This is a genomic window from Acinetobacter sp. MYb10 (assembly GCF_002980175.2).
Lineage (GTDB): Bacteria > Pseudomonadota > Gammaproteobacteria > Pseudomonadales > Moraxellaceae > Acinetobacter > Acinetobacter guillouiae.
The window spans coordinates 589,415-614,423 of sequence record NZ_CP058272.1; the positions used below are offsets into that span (position 1 = coordinate 589,415).

At 34.0% G+C, this 25,009-nt stretch carries 18 protein-coding genes; 13 read left to right on the plus strand and 5 right to left on the minus strand.

Translation table 11 applies throughout. The annotated features are described in order from the left end of the window. Nucleotides 1-15: 15 nt before the first annotated feature. From CQZ96_RS02735 to CQZ96_RS02745, 3 genes are all read left to right on the plus strand, one after another. Complete coding sequence (locus CQZ96_RS02735) at nt 16-1,368, plus strand: MFS transporter (protein ID WP_105712619.1); 1,353 nt, start codon at nt 16-18, stop codon at nt 1,366-1,368. A 48-nt stretch (nt 1,369-1,416) separates the two neighbouring features. Beyond that, complete coding sequence (locus CQZ96_RS02740) at nt 1,417-2,310, plus strand: LysR family transcriptional regulator (protein WP_105712620.1); 894 nt, start codon at nt 1,417-1,419, stop codon at nt 2,308-2,310. Nucleotides 2,311-2,511: 201 nt separating this feature from the next. Beyond that, entirely contained in the window at nt 2,512-2,982 is a 471-nt protein-coding gene (locus CQZ96_RS02745; protein WP_004720411.1) for an Lrp/AsnC family transcriptional regulator, read from the plus strand. 110 nt (nt 2,983-3,092) lie between these two features. On the opposite strand, the gene CQZ96_RS21590 is transcribed toward CQZ96_RS02745, so the two are convergent. The 3 genes from CQZ96_RS21590 to CQZ96_RS02765 form a co-directional block, all read right to left on the minus strand. After that, nucleotides 3,093-5,723 (minus strand): LuxR C-terminal-related transcriptional regulator, encoded by a 2,631-nt coding sequence (locus CQZ96_RS21590; protein WP_228722770.1) that lies wholly within the window; start codon nt 5,721-5,723, stop codon nt 3,093-3,095. Nucleotides 5,724-5,813: 90 nt separating this feature from the next. Continuing rightward, on the minus strand, nt 5,814-5,975 hold the full coding sequence (locus CQZ96_RS02760) for a rubredoxin (protein ID WP_096734127.1): 162 nt from the start codon (nt 5,973-5,975) through the stop codon (nt 5,814-5,816). A gap of 1 nt (nt 5,976) precedes the next feature. Continuing rightward, nucleotides 5,977-6,882: a fatty acid desaturase gene (locus tag CQZ96_RS02765; protein ID WP_105712622.1), complete on the minus strand. Its 906-nt coding sequence runs from the start codon at nt 6,880-6,882 to the stop codon at nt 5,977-5,979. A gap of 321 nt (nt 6,883-7,203) precedes the next feature. Between CQZ96_RS02765 and CQZ96_RS02770 the strand changes: the two genes are divergently transcribed. Then, nucleotides 7,204-7,641 carry a DUF2147 domain-containing protein gene (locus CQZ96_RS02770; protein ID WP_105712623.1) on the plus strand — a complete coding sequence of 146 codons (438 nt, stop codon included), beginning with the start codon at nt 7,204-7,206 and terminating at the stop codon, nt 7,639-7,641. A 65-nt stretch (nt 7,642-7,706) separates the two neighbouring features. On the opposite strand, the gene CQZ96_RS02775 is transcribed toward CQZ96_RS02770, so the two are convergent. Then, nucleotides 7,707-8,882 (minus strand): hypothetical protein, encoded by a 1,176-nt coding sequence (locus tag CQZ96_RS02775; protein WP_105712624.1) that lies wholly within the window; start codon nt 8,880-8,882, stop codon nt 7,707-7,709. A gap of 281 nt (nt 8,883-9,163) precedes the next feature. Here CQZ96_RS02775 and CQZ96_RS02780 point away from each other — a divergent pair, with 281 nt between their 5' ends. The 9 genes from CQZ96_RS02780 (at nt 9,164) to metC (ending at nt 22,509) form a co-directional block, all read left to right on the plus strand. Beyond that, the gene (locus CQZ96_RS02780) at nt 9,164-10,606 is read left to right on the plus strand and encodes an aldehyde dehydrogenase family protein (protein WP_105712625.1); all 1,443 of its coding nucleotides are present in this window, start codon (nt 9,164-9,166) and stop codon (nt 10,604-10,606) included. A gap of 27 nt (nt 10,607-10,633) precedes the next feature. After that, nucleotides 10,634-11,740: an NAD(P)-dependent alcohol dehydrogenase gene (locus CQZ96_RS02785; RefSeq protein ID WP_105712626.1), complete on the plus strand. Its 1,107-nt coding sequence runs from the start codon at nt 10,634-10,636 to the stop codon at nt 11,738-11,740. 27 nt (nt 11,741-11,767) lie between these two features. Next, the gene (locus tag CQZ96_RS02790; protein WP_105712627.1) at nt 11,768-13,318 is read left to right on the plus strand and encodes an AMP-binding protein; all 1,551 of its coding nucleotides are present in this window, start codon (nt 11,768-11,770) and stop codon (nt 13,316-13,318) included. Between the two features lie 27 nt (nt 13,319-13,345). After that, nucleotides 13,346-14,560: an NAD(P)/FAD-dependent oxidoreductase gene (locus CQZ96_RS02795; RefSeq protein WP_105712628.1), complete on the plus strand. Its 1,215-nt coding sequence runs from the start codon at nt 13,346-13,348 to the stop codon at nt 14,558-14,560. A 124-nt stretch (nt 14,561-14,684) separates the two neighbouring features. Further along, complete coding sequence (locus tag CQZ96_RS21850; RefSeq protein WP_171287868.1) at nt 14,685-17,282, plus strand: helix-turn-helix transcriptional regulator; 2,598 nt, start codon at nt 14,685-14,687, stop codon at nt 17,280-17,282. 154 nt (nt 17,283-17,436) lie between these two features. Continuing rightward, the gene (locus tag CQZ96_RS02805; protein WP_105712629.1) at nt 17,437-18,528 is read left to right on the plus strand and encodes an OmpW/AlkL family protein; all 1,092 of its coding nucleotides are present in this window, start codon (nt 17,437-17,439) and stop codon (nt 18,526-18,528) included. 167 nt (nt 18,529-18,695) lie between these two features. Then, a complete protein-coding gene (locus CQZ96_RS02810) occupies nt 18,696-19,934 on the plus strand; it encodes an acyl-CoA dehydrogenase family protein (protein WP_105712630.1) in 1,239 nt (412 codons plus the stop codon). Between the two features lie 213 nt (nt 19,935-20,147). Next, a complete protein-coding gene (locus CQZ96_RS02815) occupies nt 20,148-20,933 on the plus strand; it encodes an enoyl-CoA hydratase/isomerase family protein (RefSeq protein WP_105712631.1) in 786 nt (261 codons plus the stop codon). Nucleotides 20,934-21,339: 406 nt separating this feature from the next. Further along, nucleotides 21,340-22,509: a cystathionine beta-lyase gene (metC, locus tag CQZ96_RS02820; RefSeq protein WP_105712632.1), complete on the plus strand. Its 1,170-nt coding sequence runs from the start codon at nt 21,340-21,342 to the stop codon at nt 22,507-22,509. Nucleotides 22,510-22,609: 100 nt separating this feature from the next. Here metC and CQZ96_RS02825 read toward each other — a convergent pair whose 3' ends face one another. Next, nucleotides 22,610-24,811, minus strand: coding sequence for a TonB-dependent siderophore receptor (locus CQZ96_RS02825; protein ID WP_105712633.1), 2,202 nt, complete (start codon nt 24,809-24,811; stop codon nt 22,610-22,612). Nucleotides 24,812-25,009 lie beyond the last annotated feature (198 nt).

A 25,009-nucleotide genomic window follows, 5' to 3' on the forward strand; every position in this document is an offset into this window, starting at 1 on the left:
CCAGGGAGGTCTATTATGCAAATCATAAATGCAAATGAAATTATTGATCATGCTAAATTAAAAGCCATTCATTGGCGGGTGATTCTACTCAGTGCATTGATTATTATCTTTGATGGTTATGATCTAGTGATTTACGGTGTTGCTTTACCCAAGTTGATGGCAGAATGGAAAATTGACAGCATTACGGCTGGATTTCTGGGCAGTGTCGCCTTATTTGGGATGATGTTTGGTGCAATTATTTTCGGTAGCCTGAGTGATAAATTAGAAAGCTATGGATTTAGCCGCAAAAAATTAATTATTTTATGTATCTGTTTATTCAGTGGTTTTACTTTACTTTGTGGTTATGCCAATAATCCACAAAGTTTTGGAATCTTTCGGTTTTTGGCTGGTTTGGGTTTAGGCGGGGTCATGCCAAATGTAATCGCCTTGATGACGGAATATGCACCTAAAAAACTACGCTCAACCTTGGTTTCCTTAATGTTTAGTGGCTATGCAGTCGGTGGGATGTGTTCAGCTTTATTAGGAATGTGGCTAGTCCCGCAATTTGGTTGGAAAATTATGTTTATTCTAGGAGGTACACCACTTTTACTCATTCCCATAATCTGGAAGCTGTTACCCGAATCGATTGATTATTTGGTACGCCGTGATAAAACCGACCAAGCCATTGAGATCCTCAAACAAATTGACGGCAATATTACCTATACGTCTCAGACTCAAATTGGTCTTCATCAAGACAATCAATCTACCTCTAAAACCCCGATCAAGGATTTATTTGCAGAAAATCGTGGGATGGTAACACTCTTATTCTGGGGCAGCGTATTTATGGCGCTTGTACTGGTCTATGCTTTAGGCAATTGGTTACCTAAATTAATGGTAGAAGCAGGCTATGATTTATCGACCAGTTTGGTTTTTCTATTGGCTTTAAATATTGGGGGAATGCTTGGCGCAATTTGTGGTGGCTACTTAGCGGATCGTTTTAATCTTGCAAAGGTATTATGCTCACTGTTTTTAAGTGGTGCGATCGCATTAATTTTACTGAGTTATAATTTACCGACGATCATTCTTTATTTTTGTATTGCTGTTGCAGGTGCTGCATCAATTGGTGGGCAAATCTTATTATTGGCGTATATGTCCCAATTTTATTCGTCCAATATTCGTGCAACAGGCTTAGGAATGGCTTTAGGTGTGGGGCGCTTAGGCGCAATTTTAGGGCCAATCTTATGTGGTTGGTTATTAAGCTTAAGTTTGCCAATTAATTATAATTTTATTGCATTATCAATCCCCTGTATTATTGCAGTAATGAGTGTTTCAATGATTCACTTACGCTTGAAAAAAACAAAATTGGCGGTGAAAGCGCTACAAATCTAAAAGTAGAGTAGGGAGGTCTACCTCCCTCATTCAATAGAGATTTTACAATTGATTGATCTAAGTCTTATTAAAGTTTTTATTATCGTTTTTGAAACTAAAAATATTAGTCACGCGGCCGAACGCCTCAATTTAAGCCAACCTTCTGTCACCTATAATCTAAATCGCCTACGTAAATTTTTAAATGACCCTTTATTTGAACGAGACAAATTTGGAGTCAAACCGACCAAGTTGGCACAAAGTTTATACCCAAGCTTTAGGCAAGCAATTACCGATATTGAAATAGCAATTACAGCGTCTAAATACTTTGACCCAAAAACCTCAACTCGGATATTTCGTTTAGGCTTATCTGATTTAGGTGAAATATGTCTGTTACCTTCGTTAATTCAATATCTTTCTAAAGAAGCACCATTTATTAAGGTGGAAATCGAAGAAATTCAATCTCATAAAGTAGAAGAATGGCTGACTGAAGGTTTTTTAGATGTTGCTGTATTCAATAGTAGTTATACCGTTATGCCTAAAATTGAATCACGAAATTTATTTGAAGAACGCTATATGTGCATTGCGCATAAGTACCATCCACGTATCAGGGATACACTGAGTTTAGAACAATATTTTCAAGAAAATCATGCGGCTATTAAATCTTCAACGGGTCACATTGAAATTGATCAAAGGCTGAAAGAATTGGACTTAAAAAGAAAAATCATGCTTGAGCTTCCTCATTTTAGTGTTTTACAAGATGTTGTGACCAGTTCTGAATTATTAGTGACTTTGCCTTCACGGGCAGCAAAAGTATATGCGCGTAATGGGGATGTCAATATTTTTGAATTACCATTTTCAGTTAAACCGTTTAACGTGAGTGCCAATTGGTATAACCATCGAGATGACATAGAGGCCCGAACGTGGTTTATTCAAACACTACAAGAACTTTTCCAATCGCTATAACGCCGTATTCTTATTTGTAATGCGTTAAAAAACAGTGAATAGAGCCATAACTTATCTGAACTAATCTTTATTTGAATGAGAGTTTCAAGTAATCAGCATTAAGAATTAAAAATCTATTTATCTTGTCAAAAATAGAATATTATTCCAATAATAGACAAATCAATGACTCATTTTTTTAATTTCTTATATAAAGTGAACTGCATGAAATTACAGCTAGATAAATACGATCGTGGCATTTTAGAACTATTACAAAAAGATTGTACTTGGGCGATTGGCGATATCGCAGATCGTATTGGATTAAGTAATACCGCATGTTGGCGACGCATTCATAAAATGGAAGAAGAAGGCATCATTCGCGCTAAAGTTGCTTTATTAGATCGTAAAAAACTAAATATCAATGTGATTGTTATGGTTTTTATTAAAACAGCACAACATAATGCAGAATGGATTGAAAAATTTCACAATCATATCCATACAATCGATGAAGTTATAGAAGTGTATCGAATGGCTGGAGAGACTGATTATTTGTTAAAAGTCGCTGTACCCGATGTGCTTGAGTATGACAAAGTCTATAAAAAAATAATTCAAATTTCTGGTCTTACTGATGTGAGCTCCAGTTTTGCGATGGAGCAAATTAAGTATACGACGGAATTACCTTTAAATTTTCTTTGATCATTGATGCTTTTTTCATAAAAATCAGAGCGAATGTCTCTGATTTAGGCTATTAGAAAATATATTGGTGGGCACATTCATACGCCGTTAATAGTTTAGCCTATTGATCACTATAACCATCCATTCTTCCTCGCTATGGCAACAGCTTCTGTACGAGAATGTGCATCCAGTTTAGAGTGTATACGTCTAAGATGGGCCTTAACCGTTGTTACTGCTAAAAATATTTTATCTGCAATTTCTTGATTACGTAATCCTTCAGCGGCATGACTTAAAATTTCTAATTCTCGTTTACTTAAAGCATCATAAGATACATTCTTTATATTTGGGTGTACTTCTTTGATTTTAGAATGATCAACTAGCGAAATTAACAGTTCTAAAATTTTACGAGTATTTGAATCTAGGTGAAATGATTCACTATAATTTTCATAAAAAGCATAAATTAATTTATGCATAATAGGGCCTTCGTCTAAAAAGCTTCTAAGGTACTTTTCATTACCAATATCTAACAGGATGCTTGTAAAACAATCAAAGGCTTGTTTCTGATTATTTTCGCTAAAATAAAGAGTAGAAAGTATCATTTTTAATTTAATCGCACGTCTTTCATGAAGTAAAGTTTGTGCATGTTTAATTAGGTCTTGAATTTTTCCCTCATGCTTTTTTCCATCATTATTACTTATATCAATTCGCCATATAAGCATTTGGGGAGTATCGAGATATTGAGCTGGCATATAAAAATGATCTAGTGTACGCCAAACATCCAAATCAATGATTTCATTTAAAATTTTATGAGCAAGATAATAATCTTTATTCAGCCAATGTATTCTTGCTTGTTCAAGGAGCGCATTAGCTTTAACACGGGTAAAGTTAAAATCTGCTCCAATATATTCAAGTTCTTTAAGACAGCATAATGCTGCAGTTTTATCATGATTTAACCTGTATTCAATTTTAGCAAATAGACTATAGGCAGATATTAATGAATCTATGTGTCCATTTTGACGTGCGTAAGGGAGACAATTTTTGATTAAACTAAATGATTCCTCTAACTGATTTCTTTCATATAAAATTTCAGCTAAAGGAACTCCAATCATTGCATGACCACCAGATACACTATTCTGATGTTCTCGCCAGCTACAATTATAATTTGTATACCATCTAATATAAGCTTGATTTAAATGACCTTGTTGTAACTCTATACAACCTTCATTGTACTCATAAAGCGTTTGTACAAAAGTATTTCGATTATATCGAGAATTATTGATAACTTTATGAATCAGTTTTCGAGCATAATCAATTTTGTTATATGCAATTAAGTAATGGGAATAAATTGAAATAAAAAAGTTATTCAACAAGTTATCAGATTCATTTTGTCTATTATAAAGTTCTTCACAGGCAGCAAAACTTTCTGCTATACGATCTGTCATTGAGAGCCATAAGCAATCTAATATTTTAGTTTCAATATTAGACAGCAATTTTTGCCTTTTCATTTTCTCGATGACATATTTAGCTTCATCATAACGGCGGTTTAAAATTAAAGCTAATGTATATGCTGTTTGTAAGTGTTGCAAATTTTCAAAAATATGCGCTGGTATTTGATCCAAACAGCGTAATAAAAATCGCACTCTACCTTTTTCTAATAATGCTTGGCCATGTAGAGTCAAAAGTTCGACGCACTTGTCAAACTCTTTTGCAAGCAAATAGTGCTCAATGGCTTCAATAGGTTGATTTAAATAAAGTAGACGTTTTGCAGCACGTAAATGCTGTGATCTAAATTTTTCTGGGTATATACTTTTAAACTGATTACGTAAATAACTTAAGAATAAACTATGGAAACGATATTTTTCACCTTGCTGATCCATAGGGATAAGGAAAAGATTTTTTTGTTCTAACTGTTTGAGTAAATGGGCACTATTATTTGTTTTGAGCAACCAATCACAATCAGCAACAGAAAATTGCGAGTAGACACTACAATTCAATAAAAAATCCTGAAGATTATTGGGTAATTGATTTAAGACTTCTTCACTTAAAAAATGATTAAGTTCAGTATGGTTAATTGAAAACTTTTGAATTTGTGTACATAGAGAATGTCTTGAAGTTAAAGTTAAACCAAATTGTTGAATCGCAACAATCCAACCTCCTGTTTTTTTAAGTAACAGGTTAATTTCATTTGGATTGAGCTGAAAGCCATAATCATTTAGAGCAAGCTTATTTATCTCATCTGCATTGAAACTGAGTGCTTCTTGATTAATTTCTAAAATTTGACAACGAATGCGTAATGAGGCAATTTTTAATGGCAGTAACTGTCGAGAACCGATGACAATTTGGCTATGTGAAGGTAAATAATCTATGATCTGCTGTAAAAACTTGAGCGTTGATTCATCATAAATATGTTCTACTTGATCTAAGAATATTGTAAAGGGATTTGAATACTGAGTAATATTTTCAAGAAAATTATTATTAAATGGTTGATTCGTCGTTTTAAACCAAATATATGATAAATGTTGAATAAAACGATTGAAGTCATTGTCTGCATTATCAAGCGTCATCCAAATGACTTTACGATATTTCTTTTGTTGAAGATAAAGTTGATTTAAAAATGTAGTTTTACCAAATCCAGCAGGAGCTATCACAGAAATCAATTTAACCTTCGTATATTGGTCTAAATGATTAAATATAAGAGTACGTTCAATCTGCGGTTTTATTGATACTGGTGGATTGAGCTTTGTTGTTAAAATATTGTTCATTTTCTCACTCCTTGAAAAAATAAATCTTTAGAAAACTTTAAAGTGAGGCAAAGATCACGTCATTACAGATTGATTGCCTCGAAATAAGTTTTAAAATATTTCCTCAAAATCTTCTTTAGTTGCGCCACAATCTGGACACATCCAATCATCTGAAAATTGATCCAAAGATGTTCCCGGTGCTATTCCATCTTCAGGAATTCCAACTTTTTCATCATAAATAAACGAACAATATCGACATTGCCATTTTTTCATCTTAGCTACTCACATCATTTTTCATTTTTGTCTGATCGCTTTTTATTGGTGCAAGACCAAAAGTTTTTATAATCAAAGGATCATTGGCGACATGATGCTCATGTTTTAATTTCCACAGTTTCAGCATACGGTAGAAGGGTGCAGTAGGATAAAGATGATGCATTAAATGATAATTTTGGTAGGTAAGTAATGGAGTAAGTAACCATTCAGCACCAGGCCGTACATTCGTTGCTCGATACTCATTTTCTTTCGCTGTACTTTGAAATGGCTCATGTGGCAAGAATACAAATGCAGTCACAAATAAGAATGAACTAATCCTTGTTGGTAAAATCCATAACATAAGCGCTTCAAGACCATATCCAAAATAAATTAAAGCTGCTAAAACGCCAATTATTGAAGCGAAATGAATCACTAAGTGAGGTAATAAACGTTTACGCATTGCTTGACTAGCGCGCAAAAAGAAATACTTGGAATAAAAGTAGTCAAAATTGCTCCAACGTAATGGAAAGAAAATATCCATCTTATGTCCAAAATAATCTGGATCATTTTCTTTTTCATTGGTACAGCGATGGTGCTGCATATGGATAAAACGTGCTAGATTGAATGGCGCGATAGGACCAAAGAAAATCATGCCTATATGGCCTGGAATTTCATTGATCCATTTTATTCGCGAAAATGCACCATGAGATGCATCATGTATTGGGCTAAATAAAAAATAGATTGTAAATCCATTAATGATCATGCCAATCCATAGTGGAACCATCCCAAGGATTACACAGTAATCGACAATTGCCAGAATGCTTAGACAGATGATAAACAAGAATAAAGTTGGTAAAGCAATCAAAGGGGCTTTAGTTAACTCGCGTAATGCGTGATCGGATGGAGTAGATTTATTGATCGTTCTCATTGTCATTTCCTTGGTTTTCACCCTGATGTAATTTGCTATCTTTATCAAGATGACAAAAAAATAGAAAAAATAAACCTGAGAAAAAGGTTGGTTTTTGCCTTTACGTTTTTCGATTCGTTATTTCTACTTGGCTGATGGCTAAAATATATGCCTGATCAAACTCTAAATTAGTTCTTTGTGATGAATAAATGAGAGCCACCTTTTGATAGCTTATTTTTGGTTGTTTTTTAATTCAGGTATTAAAAAATAATAAATTTTCTGAAACTCATATGAGTTTAGCTTCTGGCTTGAAAATAAGGCCATAAATAAAAGGATACTTTTATGAATAAAATTTTAATTTTAGCAGCAAGTGCTTTTCTAGCTTCAACTTCCTGGGCAAATGATTCGATTCAAGGCACAAAATGGAAGACCATTGATGATAAAACTGGCAAGCCCAAATTTCTTATAGAAATTAAAAAAGTAAAAGATAATACCTATAATGGCAGTATCATAGATGTATTTGATGTAGAAAATAAATTGACCTGTAAAACTTGTAACGGTAGGTTAAGGGGAAAACGCCTACAGGGTACGACCGTAATTAATAATTTAAAATTAGTAGAAAATGGAAAATTTAAAGATGGAAAAATTTTAGACCCAGATTCTGGTCGTACTTATAGTCTAGAAGGTGAGTTGGTTGAAAACGGAAAAAAACTGAAGCTTCGAGGTTATTTAGGAATTTCAGCACTGGGTAGAAGCCAAATTTGGTTAAGGGTTAATTAGAGCCTGTAAATAAAAATTCTTTTGCACTGATTCTCGGTATTGCATATTTAGTTCAATACCTAGAATTAAACTTTTTCGATAATCGTAATCTGGATACAATCTTTTTTATCATATTGAATTTGCATACCATATCTCGCCTGAGTGGTTATTAATGCATGGCATAGCGTCGTCATCATACGGGTACTTATAGATCCACATGACTCTCCAAGGGCTAATGTTCCACCATGAATATTTAATCTGTCTGGGTCAGCCCCTAGAACACTCAACCAAGCGAGAGGTAGGGGTGTAAAAACCTCATTCATTTCATAGAGATCAATTTGATTAATGGTCAATCCTGTTTTTTCTAGTGCATTTTGTGTGGCAAAAAATATATTTGCATCAATGTCCTTGTGGTTGGACTGCAAGCTATTCATATACAAAATTCGTGCGATTGGTGGCGTTTTCAATAATTTTAAACCTCGATCATTAGCAATGATTAATCCAGATGCACCATATGTATTGGAACTGATATGTTTAGATGTCATCGGGAGATCAGGTAAAATAGTCGGAGATTTAGTAAAAATTGACCAAGAAATATATTCAATTATAGATTCATCCTGGATACGCATAGGGGATGCAGAGGAATTTTCAAAGTTGTGTAGCATTGGAATGATTTCAGCTTCGAATTTATTTGCTTGCCAGGCACTGAGTGCCTTAAAGTGGCTATTAAAACTATAATAATCAAGCAAATCTCGATTTAATCGATATTTTTTCAATAATTCCATAGCATAGTTTAATTGCTTCACTGAAAGCATATGAGCGTTTTGATTTAAAGCAGTATCCTTTAAAAAAAATCTAGATTTGTTTGCATCATTGGGCATCCACATCTGCTGATCACGGCTGAGATGATTTTCGACTCCTGAAGCAATAACAATATCGTGTGTTTCAGACATTACAATTTGCGCAGCATAGTGTAAGGTTTGCTGTGCAGTATTATGTTGATATTCAAGCCTATTTACCAGTTGTTGTGGGGATAGTATCGAGTGTGCTAAAGCGTCATTTGTCATTTTTTTGATATTTGCATTTGGATGATTTACGAAACCGATTAAAACACGTTCAATAAATTCAGGATCACATTTAGTTTTTAGAATCAATGAATTAAAAACAAAAGATAATAATTCACTTGGATTAAATGACGAAATTATTCCATGACTTAAGCCGTTAACTGTACGCGTCGCAGCAATAATATAGGCTTGTCCCATCTGAATTCCTTGCTTGCCAAAGTGATCTAGATAGAAAAATTGTATAAATATTTTTTTTAAATACATCGACCATATGGACTAATTATAAGGATTAAGATGATCTCACATCGAATTAAATATCAAAAAACAATTACTTATTATCAATTAAAAAATTTTGATTTTAGATTAGTCCTTTTTGACGATGTACATTCTTTTTTAATCATCCATAGTAAAAAGTAAGGAATATTAGCACTTTCATTGAGGTTTTATGTCGGGCGAATTTATTTGAAAGGAATACGAGAATGAATGCTGAAACTTTGCACTTTTCAGAGTCTGAAAAAAATGTTTCAAATGATGAATTATTACGTGTCTTTAAGATACAACAGCCAACTGCTTTAAGATTACGTAATTCAACTGTTGGTCAAAGAATTGCTAAATTAAAAAAATTGCGTAAAAGCATAGAAAATAATAAAGCCCAAATTATTGCTGCTGGTGCTGCTGATTTTAATAAACCAGCCATGGAGTTAGAGATTACTGAAATTTTATCAGTCCTAATGGAGCTTGAGCATACTTGTAAACATTTAAAAACGTGGCTAAAACCCAAAAAAATTAAAACAACGATGATGATGTTGGGCACATCATCACAAGTACGTTACGAGCCTAGAGGTCGCTGTCTCATTATTTCTCCTTGGAACTATCCATTGACATTGACCTTAGGGCCGCTTATTCCAGCAATTGCATCTGGAAATACTATCATTATTAAAACGTCTGAATTGACTCCAAATTTATCTAAAATTATGGTGAAAATAATTCGTGAAACATTTGAGGAAAACGAAGTTGCTATTTTTGAAGGTGATGCTTCTGTTGCTACAAGTTTATTAACTTTACCTTTCGATCATATTTTCTTTACTGGATCACCTGCTATTGGAAAAGTGGTGATGACCGCAGCGGCTAAAAATTTAACCAGTGTAACTTTGGAGCTTGGCGGTAAGTCGCCCATCATTATCGATGAAACTGCTGATTTGGATATGGCAGTGAAAACGCTTGCTTGGGGTAAATTTTTGAATTGTGGTCAAACCTGTGTAGCACCAGATCATTTATATATTGCTGAAAATATTAAAGATAAATTTATTTCCAAGTTCAATCAACATATTTCAAATATATATGGTGAAGGTGAAAATGTAAAAAATGCCCAGTTGGCACGTATTGTAAATGAACGTCACACAGCCCGTATTGCACATTTGCTCGATGATGCAAAAGAAAAAGGTGCAGAAGTGCTCTATGGTGGGATTGTTATACTAGAAAAATGTTTTATTTCCCCTACATTACTTACAAATATTCCAGCTGATGCTGCAATCATGCAAGAAGAAATTTTTGGACCAATATTACCCATTATTGCGTTTAAAAATATTCAAGAAGTATTAGATCAAATTAATGCTGCTCCAAAGCCATTAGCATTGTACGTCTGGAGTAAAGATAAAGTGCGTATTGAGCATGTGATTCAGAATACGAGTGCTGGAGGAACCTGCATTAACCATACTATGGTGCATTTTCTTCAAAATAATTTGCCTTTTGGGGGCGTAAATAATTCTGGAATTGGTAATTACCATGCTGAGTGGGGGATTAAAGCTTTTTCACATGAACGTGCAATTTTAAAAACGAACATGCTTTTGACTCACATATTCTACCCGCCATATACCAAAAAAACACGATGGGTTCTAGATTTCCTGTTTAAGGTTATATGAAAAAGATCATAGAGAAGGAATTTAATAATGAAAATTATTGCTGCTGTTTCATACGGTCCAAGTCAGCCTTTTAGTATTCAACAACTGGATCTTACTGGACCAAATGATGAAGAAGTATTGATTAAAATTGTTGCTGCTGGAATTTGTCATACAGATCTTGTTGCGCATGCAGGTGTTTTTCCTATTATTTCGCCAGCAGTACTTGGTCATGAAGGGGCAGGAGTTGTAGAGAAAATTGATAAAAAAGTATCTAAAGTTAAAGTTGGTGATCATGTCGCAATGAGTTTTTCCTCATGCGGTGAATGTAATAGTTGTAAGAAAAATCAGCCAGCATATTGTTATTTCTTTACGTCTTTAAATTTTGCAGGCATCCGAAAAGATGGCCCAATCTTGCATGATTCCAAACAAAATCCTATCGGTTGCAGTTTTTTTGGACAATCATCCTTTGCAAGTCATGCCGTAGCTCACCAACGTAATGTCGTTTCAGTACCTAAAAATATCCCATTAGAGTTAATTGGACCATTAGGTTGTGGTATACAAACTGGTTTTGGTGCAATTACCCGTTCTTTAGCATGTGAACTTGACTCGTCAGTATTGATTATTGGTGGGGGTACGGTTGGTTTAGCCGCAGTAATGGCTGCTGTAATTCAGAAATGTAAACATATTATTTTGATTGAACCTTATGAAGCTAGACGTCGCTTAGCGCTTGAGTTAGGTGCAACAGCAGTGATTAATCCGCACGAGCAAGACATTGAAAGTGAAGTCCATAAGATACTACCAGATGGGGTTAATTATGCATTAGATACCTCAGGAGTAAACATCGTTATGGAGCATGTCTTTAATGTTCTGGCGCCCAAAGCCATTTATGGATTTGTAGGTGTACCGCAAAAGATTGAACAAAAATTACCTGGCACTGTTATGCAAATGGTACCGGCTGGGATCTGCTTTAAGGGAATTATTGAAGGTGATAGCGATCCAGATCGGTCTATTCCTGAATTAATTCGCTATTACCAAAAAGGGCAATTACCCATTGATAAATTGATCAGAACTTACCCATTCGAGCAAATCAACGAGGCCATTGCTGCTAATCATCTTGGGGATTGTATCAAGCCTGTCTTATTAATCAGTCAGTAAGTTAGATATTAATAAAAGGATAAAAGTATGAATGTTGAGAATACAATCCGCTATGCAGGAATATATGCTACAAAAACCCCCAATAAAGCAGCGATCATTATAGCTGAAACTCAACAATCTTTAAGTTATAAGGATTTACATGAATATGCATTAAAATTTGTGAATATTTATGATTCATTCGGCTTGCTATATGGTGATCATGTTGCTTTTTTGACAGAAAATCGAATTGAGTGTCCCGCTTTACAATGTGGTGCTCACTATGCAGGTTTGTATTACACCTTTATTAATACTCGCTTAAAACTCCCTGAAGTGCTTTATATTGTCGAAGACTGTGATGCAAAAATCATTATTTTGAGTGCTCAATATTGTACTCAAGAATTGGTAGATGCGATTCAACAATTAGAAAAAAAACCAATCATATTCGTTTTAGATGATTCAAATGTTTCTGGCATTATTAAACTTGATTCTCTTTTAAAAATGGCATCTATACAAGTAAATCGAACACTACTTGAAGGGAATGAAATGTTATATTCGGCAGGAACGACTGGTCAGCCGAAGGGTATTAAACCTGAATTGACTAGATTGCCTGTAGGTACAACAGAAATTATTGCAAATCAGGTTGAAAAAGCTTTTGCCGTAACGGACCAGACGATCTATTTGTCACCAGCGCCATATTATCATGCAGCACCAGTTAAATGGTGCAGAGCGATATTAACTCTGGGTGGTACAGTGGTGCTAATGGAAAAATTTGAAGCTGAAAAAGCATTAGAAACGATAGAAAAATATAAAATTACCCATAGTCAGTGGGTACCAACAATGTTTCATCGCATTCTGGATTTGCCACTCAGTATTCTTAATCAGTATGACAATTCAAGTTTGAAAGTTGTTATCCATGCAGCTGCACCATGTTCCATTCCAACCAAGCAGAAAATGATTGAATGGTGGGGACCAATTATCTATGAGTATTATGGTAGTACTGAGCAAATTGGCATGACCATGTCAAATACTCAGGATTGGATTGATCATCCTGGCACAGTGGGTCGGGCAATTTATGGAATTATCCATATTCTTGATGATGAAGGTGAAGAACTATCAACAGGAAAAATTGGAAATGTATATTTTTCTGACTCTGCAAAATTTTCATATCATAAAGATCCTGCAAAAACTCTAGACGCTTATAACATTAAAGGTTGGGCATGTGTGGGAGATATCGGTTATCTAGACGAAGATAAATTCTTATATTTGACTGATCGTAAAAGTAATATGATTATCTCTGCTGGAGTTAATATTTACCCTCAAGAAACTGAAAACATCTTGATTCAACATAGTGAAGTTATGGATATTGCCGTGATTGGCATCCCACATCCATACTTTGGTGAATCTGTGCATGCGGTGGTTCAATTGTATAATCATCATCGTGCAAGCGATGACTTAATAAAAGAATTGGATAGTTTTTGCCGAAGCCATATTTCTTCCATCAAATGCCCACGCAGTTATGAATTTCGTCAGGATTTACCTCGCGAACCCAACGGAAAGTTGTTGAAGCGTTTATTACGAGATGAATATTATTTGAAATAATTAAACGATGTGAAGGGGGGCTGCTAGATGAGTCAGAAATGTATCATTATTGGGATGAGTCATGCAGGCATCCATCTTGCAACATCATTAAGACAGTATGGGTGGCAAGGTGAAATATTGATGATTGGCAATGAGGATATATTGCCTTATCATCGCCCACCACTTTCAAAGGGATTCCTAAAAAAACAATCTAATATAGTTTTGATTCATCCTGAATCAGATTTTGAGAAATATCAGATTCAATTTCGATTATCTACATCGGTAGACTTTATTCAAATTCATAACAAAAGCATTATATTGGATTCTGGTGAAGAAATAAATTATGACAAATTAGCTTTGTGTACGGGTGGGAGAGTTCGAAAACTAAATATTCGCGGTTCTACGTTAAAAGGCATACATTATCTGAGAGATATTCGTGATGCTCAAAAACTACGAGAGCATCTTAAATATGTTAAAAAAGTCGTCATTATTGGTGCTGGATTTATCGGATTAGAAATTGCAGCAGTATTAATAGAACAAGGCATTAAAGTGACAGTTCTCGAAGTGAATTCAAGAATTTTGTCAAGAAATCTTGATGAAGTTATGTCGAATTACTTTATTCAACTTCATGCTGAGCATGGTGTTGAAATAAAAACAAATATTGATATTCGGGAAATTCAAGGGAAGCACCATGTAGAAAGTGTGATATGCGATGATGGTTCTAAATTCGATGCAGATGCTGTCATCATCGGCATAGGTGTGATACCCAATGTAGAATTAGCATTAACTGCAGATCTAGAAGTTGAAAATGGAATTGTCGTAGATAAATTTGCATGTACCTCCAACGTAGATATCGTCGCTGCTGGTGATTGTACTTTGTTTCCTAGCGACCATTTACAACGATCAGTTCGAATGGAGTGCTTAGCAAATGCAGCTGATCAAGCCAAAACGGCAGCAGCTACACTCAGTGGAAATTCAATCCCGCATAGTGCTTTACCATGGTTTTGGTCTGAACAATATGATAAACGTTTACAAATAGCTGGTGTAATAGATCACTATGATCAAGTCATTATTAGGCAGGACTTCACAAATGGTGGATTTTCAAGATTATACTTTGAAGGTAATGTGCTAAAAATGGCAGTCTGTGTAAACTCAGCCAAAGATTTTATTGCATCAAAGCAACTGATTGTACAAAAACCTGCTATAGATTTAAAACTAGTGCAAACGGAGGCGAATTTAAAACAATGTGTGCTTAAAAAATAATCATAATTTCATTGTAAATCAAAAAAAATATACCCTACAATAAAGATATCGGAAGAAATTATCATTATTAAAACAACGATAGAGAATTTTTAAATAATGATAACTTATTTATGGAAGAAAGATAATGCTTTCAACAAATCAAGGAAGGCACAATAAGAATGAAAATATTTATGTTCATTCTTGTTTTTATAAAGTTCGACAATCTATAGAGAATATCCAGCTCAATTTCTTATTTGCACCAGATGGTTATGGTAAGACATCAGTTTTGACCTACTGCTTTGAATATTTCGAGAAAATAAGTGATGATATTTGCTGCATTTGGCTAGATAAGACAAATTTTGACCTAAAGCAAGGAAGCTCTTCTCTGTTGACGGCTTTAAGTCATTTTTTTAATCATCAATTAGAACAAGATTCAACGATTGAAAAATTTTTACAAAGATATACTTCAGGTCAATGTTATATTTTTATTGATGATTATGAAAAAATAGAGTGCACTAGCTTTAATAATGAGATTGATGCTTTATTAGATATCAAAAAAGTTAACTGGCATGTCATCATTGCATCACGTATATTTCCAAAATTTAAAATATCACATTTAGAGTTGAATCAGAAAATTAAAATATTTAATTCATCAAGTTTAAGCTTTAATTGCTTCGAAGTTTCCGAATATTTAGATACGAATATTTCAAATAGTCAACTTGAGTTTATTTTTAATAAAACACAAGGATGGCCATATGCCATATCTATATGTAAGGATCTATTAAATAATAAAGAAAATGTACGAAAACTATTCGAGCTTTCGGGTGAGGATTATGCATTTTCACAGCTTTTTAAAGAACAAATTTTAGATAATTTGGATTCTGATATGCAAGAATTCCTGGTAGGTTTTTCTACCCTTGAAATGGCGAATGCTGAACTTTGCAACTATGCTTTAAAGTTCACTGATAGTAAATTCAGATTAAAACAGTTGTATCATAGCGGAGCATTTATAGAAAATATAGATCGAAATAATAGAGAATTTAAAGTTCATCCACTCTTACGTGAATTCATACTCAGTCAACAAGTTGATAATAAGTCAAAAAAAATACTTGTTCGAGCATCAATATGGTCAATTAGAAATCAATATTATAAAAAATCTGCTTATTATGCAAAATTAAGTCAAGACCCACATATTCAAAATCTAGTTATTGATAAAACCAGTGAAATTTTAGTTAAGAATTTAGGCGAATTACCTACAGTAATTAATTGGGTCAAGGAGTTAAAAGATGAGAAATATTTTAATTGGAATAAAATAATTTACTGGCTGGCATGGTCACTCGCATTTTCATATCAATGGGAGGAGTCAAAACAAAGAGTAAATGACCTCAGAGTGGCTTTACAAAATGATCAGTATCTAAATGAAATGGATTTTCAGTTTTATTCAGCTAAATTAGATTCGATTGAAATTGTCTTATTAACATTTCAGGATAAACGACAAATAAGTTTAGAAAAATCAAAATCTTGGTTTAAAAAAAATAAAAACACCGATAATTTTGATAAGGCAGTTGTATCTTGTGCAAGTTACTTAAGTTATAGATTGGATGTTGACTATGATTCAGCTCAAAAATCGATCGAATACGCACTACAAGTGATTAGAGATACAGACAGTATATATGGCGAAATTTGGGTTAATCTACTTTACGGCTTATTTATTTTTGATTGTGGTCTATATAATCGTGCACAAAAAATTTTAGGAAGGCAATTTTATAAAACAATTGAAGAAATAGGTGAAGATGCTTCTATTTTACCTACAATTTCACAACTATTATCAGCCATTTACTATGAATTAAATCAAATTTCAAAAGCTCAAGAATATGTTGAAATTGGATATAAAAATATTAAAAATCATGGTTTAGTTGAAACAGCATTCGCTGGAATTTCGACTTCTTATAAACTGCAAAAAAATTGGACTGACACACAAAATTTACGAGAGAACCTTCAAGATATTATCTCAATTTATCCGCAACGGCTAAAGATATTACTCAATTACCTGCAAGTTGAATTGTATTTACTTTCAAATAAAACTGAAAAAGGCGTTAGTTATTTAAATAGCATAGATATTAGCATGGAAGACAGTACTGATCAGTGCTTAGAAGTTAAAATATATCATAAATATATCAATATATTAGTACAATTGAATAAAAACAACCTAAAGTTGGCATGTAATCTTCTTGATGAATTCCTTTATGACAATCAATTGCAAAACAATCAATTTTTGCTAAGTAAAATTTTAATTTTAAAATCATTTATTGCCTTAAAATATGAAAACAATAAGAAAGAAGCATTGGATCGGATTAAACATGCTTTATTTTTGGCTACTGAAAATGGATATTTTAGTGTATTTATTGATTTTGAAAAATTTTCTATAGATTCACTTCAATTAATTAAGAGTTCAGCATCTACTTTAGATGAAAATTATAAAAATTTGATCAATGAATTGAGTAGCTATCTTCCTTTAGGTGATGAAAATGAGCAGATTAAATTTAATAAAGAAAATTTTTCAAAAAGAGAGCTAGAATTATTGGCCATGTTAGAATCAGGTTTAAAATACAAACAAATAGCAGATGAGCTATTTATCTCACTTTCAACTGTAAAATGGCATATTAATAATATTTATATAAAATTAGGTGTAAAAAATAGAACTGGGGCATTGGTTGTTGCTAGAAAATATGCATTAATTTAAAGAACACTACTTTTTTTAGCAAAAATAAAAAAATGGCTTTATGTCATCATTAAAAATTTCTAATAAATTAGTTCTTTTTGACGATACAAATGAATTCAATTTTGTCGTCAAATATTCATTCAAACTACTAAAACCTATTATCCAGGATGGATCCATGAAATTAAAAAATTATATATATACTTTAAGTATATGTGCTATATCTGCACAAACTGTTTATGCCAGCTCTTATTTTAAACCAAGCGATAAAACAGATTTTAAACGCTATTCGATTTCTATAGGCTGGTTGTATGCCAAACCCTTAGGTGATGCAAATAATATAGATATTACGACAACGATCCCAGCAGGTAGTACTTATACAGTAGGTGATGTCACAACCCAGAATATTCTGGGTGCAATTGATCAATCAACAATTCAAGGGCAACAAGTACATACGGTAATTTCAACTATACAAGGTCTTGGTATATCAAGTCTTTCAGCTGATTTAAGTGGTACTGTTACTTTAAATCAACCCTCTAATTGGACGAGTCCTAATACTGGCCTGGAAGTTGAAGACATTAATACCCTAGGTATCATGTTTAATTATTATTTAAATGATAATATTTCGTTAGAACTTAAAGCGGGTATACCACCTAAGGTTAAGGCAAAAGGAATTGGTGAAATATATGCTCCTGTTATTGGTCAGGTTGATCTGCCGCCAACATCAACGGCACTTATTGGTACAAATAACATCCCCATTTCACAACAAATCTATGTAACTGATCTTGCTCAGTCCAAATATGCAATCAATACTAAAGTTTGGATGCCCGCAATTGAAGCCCATTATCAGTTTGGTATAAGCGGTATTAACAAATTTCGTCCGTATGTTGGTGTTGGCATACTATATGCCTATTTAGAAAATGTAAAAATCAATTCAGGGATTGAAAATGATCTCATTCTTGCGGGTCATCGGGTGCAGAATATTCTCACAGGTAAAGCGGGGGATAGCCTCGCTGGCATAAGTTCAGATGCTAAACCGATTATTAAAATCAGCACCAGAAATACTTTTGCGCCAGTATTTAGTGTCGGATTTAATTATGACTTTAACTCGAATTGGTTTGCTGTAGCTTCATTGTCTTATTCGAAAATGGATATTGACGCGAAAATTGATGTAAATAACCAAAATAACAATCAAAACCTGATTTCAGGAAAAGTTAAAATTGATGTTGATCCATTGATTAGTTACATGGGTATTGGCTATCGCTTTTAAAAAAGAACATTTATACATATCAAAGGCAAACAGTTAAATTAATACCTTTATCATGTACAAGTAATCTATAAAATGGAATGTCAAAAGTATCCATTTTGGAGGTGTGCTATACGGCACTTTTTGTTTTATTTATATAATTTTTCTTAATGATAATATGGAATATTCATATGGATAAGCTAATCAGAAATTCTGAAAAAATGTTTAATGATATTTTTTTGCCTGAAGAAACCAAAGAAATTCGGAATGAAGCTCGAAATTTTGCTGAGAAGTATATTAAACCAAAAGCAGCTTTATTAAATAATACTATAGAAAGTAAATCCAGTTTTCCAAGAGAAGTTTTTGATCTCATGGCTGAACATGGTTTATACCAAATTCCTTTTGCAAAAGATGTTGGAGGACGTGGTTTAAAATATCCAACTTTAGCGACTTTAACGGTTATGGAAGAGCTTGCTTATTATTCAGCTGGCACCACCTCTGCTTTATTTGATGGCCAAGCGCTATTGGTCGGCAATACGTTAAATAAAGCAAGCTCATATTTGCGAGAAAAGTATTTAAGTAAATTGGTAAAAGGTACCTTTGTTGGAGCATTCGCAACAAGTGAGCCATTAACTAGTACAGATTTAAGTGTTCAATCTATGCAGAGCTATGCCCAAAAAGTAGAAGGTGGCTGGATTGTTAATGCACATAAGCGCTGGATTACCAACTCAGTTGTTGCAGAATATATTTTGGTGTTATGCGCTACAGATAACGGTTTGACCATGTTTTTCATTGATATGGACAATAAAAATATTCATGTTGGAGATCCAGATATAAAAATGGGCAATAAAGCACAGCTTACAGCAGACGTACACATTAACGATGTTTTTATTTTAGATAGCTATGTTGTTGGTGAAGTTGGAAAAGGACTCAATGTTGCTTTAGCTGCTTTAGCTGCTTTAGCTGCTTTGACTCTTGGAAGAATGGGTATTGGTGCGATAGGCGTAGGCATGGCTCAATCAGCGCTTGATTATGCTATTCATTACAGCAAAAACAGAAAAGTTTTTGGTCAAGAGTTAGCCCGTTTTCAACATTGGCAATATACTTTTTCTGACCACGCACTCAATATTGAAAATGCCAGAAATTTATATATTAAAGCTGCTTATCGTTATGATATTGAAGGTAACGCAGAAATTGAAGCAGCAATGTCTAAAATTGCAGGCAGCCAATTAGCTGTAGAGGTCTCCCGAGATGCAATTCAAGTTTGTGGTGCATATGGCTTTGTCCAACAGCTTAAAGAAACAGGGGAATATTATCCACTGGAATCTATCTATAGAGATGCCAAAATTGGAGAAATCTATGAAGGTGCCAATGAAATTCAACGTTGGGTGATTGCGCGGAATTTGTTTGGTAGAGCATTTTCTGGTTAATATTATTTAGTTTTCTCAAATATAAAATCAGCGTTTTTATCAATTTATCCAAAAATTTTCGAATAATAATTTCTTTCATAATTCTATTCATTTCTGTGTAAATACACTTTATATAAGCGATAGATAAATAGAACAATCTCATCGTTGAAAATTTTAAGGCAATCCATTTTTAAGCTGCAGGTTAATTATTATAATCAGTATAAGGATTTAAGTATGTACAAGGAAATTTTAGTTACAGTACAAAATGATATAGCGTATATCAAGTTAAATCGACCTAAAAGCGGCAATGCCATCACGCTAAATCTTGCTGAAGAATTATTAAAGGCAGCTATTTATTGTGATCAAAATAAATTCATACGCTGTGTGGTCCTAAGTGCAGAAGGTCCCTTTTTTTGCACAGGCGGTGATTTAGAAGAGTTTCAAGCTGCTGGTGATAATATCTCAGAATTTTTAAGTAAACTTGCTGGAATTCTTCATCTCGCGATTTCCCGTTTTATTAGAATGAATAAACCACTTTTAGTTGCTGTAAATGGCACTGCAGCTGGTGCTGGTATGAGTTTATCGCTCATTGGTGACATCGTTATAGCAAAAGATTCAGCTCAATTTTGCCCAGCATATACTGGTATAGGACTCAGTCCTGATGCAGGGCTCACTTGGTATTTACCCAAAATTGTGGGTTTGCGACGAGCTCAGGAAATTTTAATGATAAATAAAAAAATGAGTGCAAATACGGCACTTGATTATGGATTATTAACAATGGTTTTTTCAGATGCAGACTTTGATCAACAAGTAAAAGAAAATGTAACTTTGTTAGCAAATCAGCCTTTGCCTGCACTCAATAATATTCGCCAATTACTACTTTCTAGCCATCAAAATAGTTTGGAAACTCATTTAGAGCTAGAAGCACGAGCTATTGCAGCAGTTAGTTTTGATATCACCGTTAAGGAGGGTGTGGCTGCATTTTTAGAAAAAAGACGTCCAGATTTTAAAAAAGTTTAAAATACCACCGATCTCTGTTTAAATGAATTTAAACCACAATATGCTTGATGAAATTGTGATTTTAAGTATTTTCCAAACGCTAACGGATGGTCTGACTATTAGCGAGTAGCGAGCAATAAATAGTAGAAAAAATAAATTACCAATAAAAATCAGATCTACGAATCATATTTTTAAACAAATGCCCCTTAAAAAATTATTTAATAAAGCAATGAGCATATCAATCAGCCACATTATGAATATTTACCTTATCATGTCATTATGGAAATAAAATTCCCATTAAATATTCAAATACGGATTTATATTCTATATTATTTAAAAAATAGTGATTTATTTAAAATAAAAATTCTATGCATTTTATCTATCATTAGTTGTAGAAATATTTGTTAGAAATCATGCTGGTGCTGCTATGAATCACTTTTGTACACAAGTCATAAATTTGGGAAGAACCCCTCAGCGTTTTGATGGTTTGGTGAACACACCTGTTTATCGAGGCTCAACTATCGTCGTCGATAGTTTTAAAGAATGGGAAGATCATAAGCAAAATGGTGGTGTTTATAAACATTATGGCCGTTTTGGTGCTGCTACAGCAAAGTCTTTTGAAAGTGCAATTAATGCATTAGAAGGTGGGGCAGGATGCATGGTTTTTCCATCTGGACTATCGGCTTGTACTCATGCATTAATGGCATTTGTTGCAGCAGGTGATCATGTTCTGATTGCTGATAATATTTACGGGCCAACACGAAGTTTTGCAGATAGTATGTTGCCCAAACTGGGAATCCATGTTGAATACTTTAACTCATGTGATTTAGATGAGTTAAACAACAAAATTAATCAAAAAACCAGTGTGGTCTTTGTAGAGTCACCAGGTTCAATTACTTTTGAAATTAGCGATATTGCCGCAATCTCAGAAATAAGCCATCGAATGAATGCCAAGGTTTTAGTAGATAACTCTTGGGCAACGCCATTGTTTTTTCAACCTTTAAAACATGGAGCAGATGTCTCAATTCAGGCTGTCACAAAATATATTGGTGGGCATTCTGACATTCTAATGGGAACTGCAACAGCAAATGCAGCATCCATAGAGCAATTAAATAAAGTTGTACATTTTTTTGGTGAAACAACAAGTCCAGATGATATTTATCTAGCATCGCGTGGATTGCGTAGTTTAGCCGTTCGCTTAAAACAGCATGAAGAGAATGGCGTAATACTCGCTCATTATCTAAATGAACATCCAGCAATCGATGTGGTAAACCATCCAGCTTTAGTAATGAATCCATATCACAAATTATGGCAACAGAGCTTCTCTGGTTCTACAGGCTTATTCTCCTTTTACCTAAAACAAAACAATCCGCGCTTTGTAGAGGCTTTCTTTGATTCTTTAAAGCTTTTCCACATCGGCTTGTCATGGGGTGGATTTGAAAGTCTGATTTTGCCAGTTGGAACACCTTATCGCACTCAAAGTCATTTGCCTAGTCGTGGATATTTGGTGCGCCTACATGCAGGACTTGAACATGTAGACGATTTAAAAGCAGATTTGGATGAGGCTTTGGCTATTGCGCAGCGTGCGATAGCTTAATTTCATTATACTTTATCGTAAAATGAGACCTTAAATATCCAATATAGCAAGACTATAGAAGAAACCCTCTAATAAAATAGAGGGTTTAATTTAAAATGGATTAAAAATTATATCGGACACTTAATGTGGCATTTCTTGGTGTACCCCAATTCATAGAGTTTGCACCAATACCTTCGTAGTATTTCTTGTCAAAAATATTGTCAACGTTCAGCTGAAGCTTAATATTTTTATCAACTTGATAGCCTAACATCGCACTAGCAAGTACAAAAGCATCTTGATCTATACGTGTATTTCCAGTACCCGTATAGTATTTACTCTTGTAATTTAAACCTAGTCCAGCACTCCATAGATCTACTTTATATTTCACAAATAGATTAGATGTTGTACGTGAATTCGTTGTATTAACCTTTACACCTTTTGCATCTTTTGCTTCAAAATTAGCAATACCAAAATTAACGCCCCAGTGTTCATTAATTTCCCCATCTGCTTCAAATTCAAAGCCTTTACTTTCAACTCCATCTACACCACGATAAGCTTGTTCATTTGTAAGCTGACCATTACGTACAATAAATTGTCCTGTTATTGCTTCAGCAAAATTAGATTGTTCAATGCGGAATAGTGATAAAGCTGTATTTAAGCGCCCCCCAAACCATTCACTTTTTAAACCAGCTTCGTAGTTCTTACCTTGTGCTGGGTCTAAGTATTGATCATTCACACCTTTACGGCTTTGTGGTTTAAAAATGTCTGTATAGCTGACATAAACAGAATGATCTTTTGCAAAATCATAAATAGCACCAATATAAGGTGTTACTTCATTGTTAAATTCACGATTGCCTACACCATTTTCAGACTCATATTTCCAATTAGATAATCGCGTCCCTGCAATCACTTTTAATGGATCGAGAATTTGAAATTTACCAGAAATATAAGCTGAAGTTTGAGTCGTTTGATTCAGAGCATTTACACCATTCAAAATGACAGATTGAAGTAGTGGTTGTGCCATATTGTTATAGTCGAGCGGACCGCCTAAATACTTCTCGACTTCATTTTTAGTATTGGATCCCCCAAAAATATCCTTGGTCTTCTCATTTCTATTCCATGAACCACCAATAATTATTTCTTGTGGGCGGTTAAATAGTGTAAAAGGCGCGTTGATGAAAAGATCAATGTTATTTTCTTCATTCCTTGCTTCAGAGCCATATACTGAAACATTATCTGTGATTTTACCTGTCTTAGGATCAGGTTTATTTTTCAGTGGGCTGGTATTGGTTGCTTTGTTTACTTGCCCTCCAGTGTAAAGCAGAAGGGTATTTACATCTTCTTTACGGAAGGTATATGCAACATTTAAATTAACATCATTGAATAAATTCTGTTTTAAATTGGCGAATACTGCTGTGGTATTTACATCCCAAAAAGTCCAAGGTGCAGTTACCGTTAAGCTTCGATCAAAGTTAGTACGACTTCCATCATCATAAAATGCTGGAGTGCCTCCCCAACGAATACCATCACGTTGTAACTCTTGATAAGTTGCGCCTAGTGACATACTAGTTTTATCACTCAAATCGTAATCAATCGCACCATAAAATACATTGCGTTCTTTTTCATAAAAATCCATAAAGGATTTTTCATCAGCATGTTTGACGAACATACGTCCACGAAGTGAACCATCTTCGTTCAGTGGAGTAGAAATATCCGCAGAGCTACTCCATGCATTCCAAGAACCGAATGAAGTGCTCAGATTACCCGTCAATTCTTTTGCATTGGCATGTTTACGGACCATATTCAGCCCCATTGCAGGGTTACCAGCACCTGTGGTAAGTCCATTTGCACCTTTAACAACTTCTACACGATCATAAATATCTAAATCAAGGTCACCTGCACCTAAGTTTGTGGTACTCGGCATTCCATCTATTAAATAGTAATCGACCTGAAAGCCTCGAGCGTAAACAGACTGACGTTCATCGGTACGCGAGGTTGAAACACCTGTAATGGTATTCATTAAATCTTGAAAAGAATCAATGTTTCGGTCATCTAAATATTCACGTGTTAAAACTTTGACAGATTGAGGTGTTTCACGAAGGGACAAGTTTAATTTTGTTGAAGTATTTGTACTTTTGGCTGTATAGCTTTGAGTCCCTTCTGTAATCGCTGAATTTTCACTTTCTGCTTGTATTTTGATTGTTGGTAAAGCCACTGTTTCTGTTTTTTCTTCCGCATAAACAACAGATGGAATAGTTAAAGCCATAGAAAGTACTAGAGGATGCATTTTAAATGCATGTCTCAAAGGGAAGAAGTTGTACATAAGATTAATTCCATAATAAAAAATGCGCGCTATCGGTTTTCTGCCTTTCTATTGCTTTGAACCTGTTACGGACGGAAAAGCGTTACAAAAAGTAACATATGGATAATTAATTATCAATAATGATTCTCATTAAATTATATAAATCATTATTCTTATTATTTATATATAAAATATATAATTAATTTTGTTAACAAGTCA

Bases quoted from the DNA above. Each gene is read 5' to 3' on its own strand.
- CQZ96_RS02735 (WP_105712619.1), top strand. From the start codon at position 16: ATGCAAATCATAAATGCAAATGAAATTATTGATCATGCTAAATTAAAA.
- CQZ96_RS02765 (WP_105712622.1), bottom strand. From the start codon at position 6,882: ATGAGAACGATCAATAAATCTACTCCATCCGATCACGCATTACGCGAG.
- CQZ96_RS02775 (WP_105712624.1), bottom strand. From the start codon at position 8,882: ATGGGACAAGCCTATATTATTGCTGCGACGCGTACAGTTAACGGCTTA.
- CQZ96_RS02790 (WP_105712627.1), top strand. From the start codon at position 11,768: ATGAATGTTGAGAATACAATCCGCTATGCAGGAATATATGCTACAAAA.
- CQZ96_RS21590 (WP_228722770.1), bottom strand. From the start codon at position 5,723: ATGAACAATATTTTAACAACAAAGCTCAATCCACCAGTATCAATAAAA.
- CQZ96_RS02825 (WP_105712633.1), bottom strand. From the start codon at position 24,811: ATGTACAACTTCTTCCCTTTGAGACATGCATTTAAAATGCATCCTCTA.
- CQZ96_RS02745 (WP_004720411.1), top strand. From the start codon at position 2,512: ATGAAATTACAGCTAGATAAATACGATCGTGGCATTTTAGAACTATTA.
- CQZ96_RS02815 (WP_105712631.1), top strand. From the start codon at position 20,148: ATGTACAAGGAAATTTTAGTTACAGTACAAAATGATATAGCGTATATC.
- metC (WP_105712632.1), top strand. From the start codon at position 21,340: ATGAATCACTTTTGTACACAAGTCATAAATTTGGGAAGAACCCCTCAG.
- CQZ96_RS21850 (WP_171287868.1), top strand. From the start codon at position 14,685: ATGCTTTCAACAAATCAAGGAAGGCACAATAAGAATGAAAATATTTAT.
- CQZ96_RS02780 (WP_105712625.1), top strand. From the start codon at position 9,164: ATGAATGCTGAAACTTTGCACTTTTCAGAGTCTGAAAAAAATGTTTCA.
- CQZ96_RS02760 (WP_096734127.1), bottom strand. From the start codon at position 5,975: ATGAAAAAATGGCAATGTCGATATTGTTCGTTTATTTATGATGAAAAA.
- CQZ96_RS02770 (WP_105712623.1), top strand. From the start codon at position 7,204: ATGAATAAAATTTTAATTTTAGCAGCAAGTGCTTTTCTAGCTTCAACT.
- CQZ96_RS02810 (WP_105712630.1), top strand. From the start codon at position 18,696: ATGGATAAGCTAATCAGAAATTCTGAAAAAATGTTTAATGATATTTTT.
- CQZ96_RS02795 (WP_105712628.1), top strand. From the start codon at position 13,346: ATGAGTCAGAAATGTATCATTATTGGGATGAGTCATGCAGGCATCCAT.
- CQZ96_RS02785 (WP_105712626.1), top strand. From the start codon at position 10,634: ATGAAAATTATTGCTGCTGTTTCATACGGTCCAAGTCAGCCTTTTAGT.
- CQZ96_RS02805 (WP_105712629.1), top strand. From the start codon at position 17,437: ATGAAATTAAAAAATTATATATATACTTTAAGTATATGTGCTATATCT.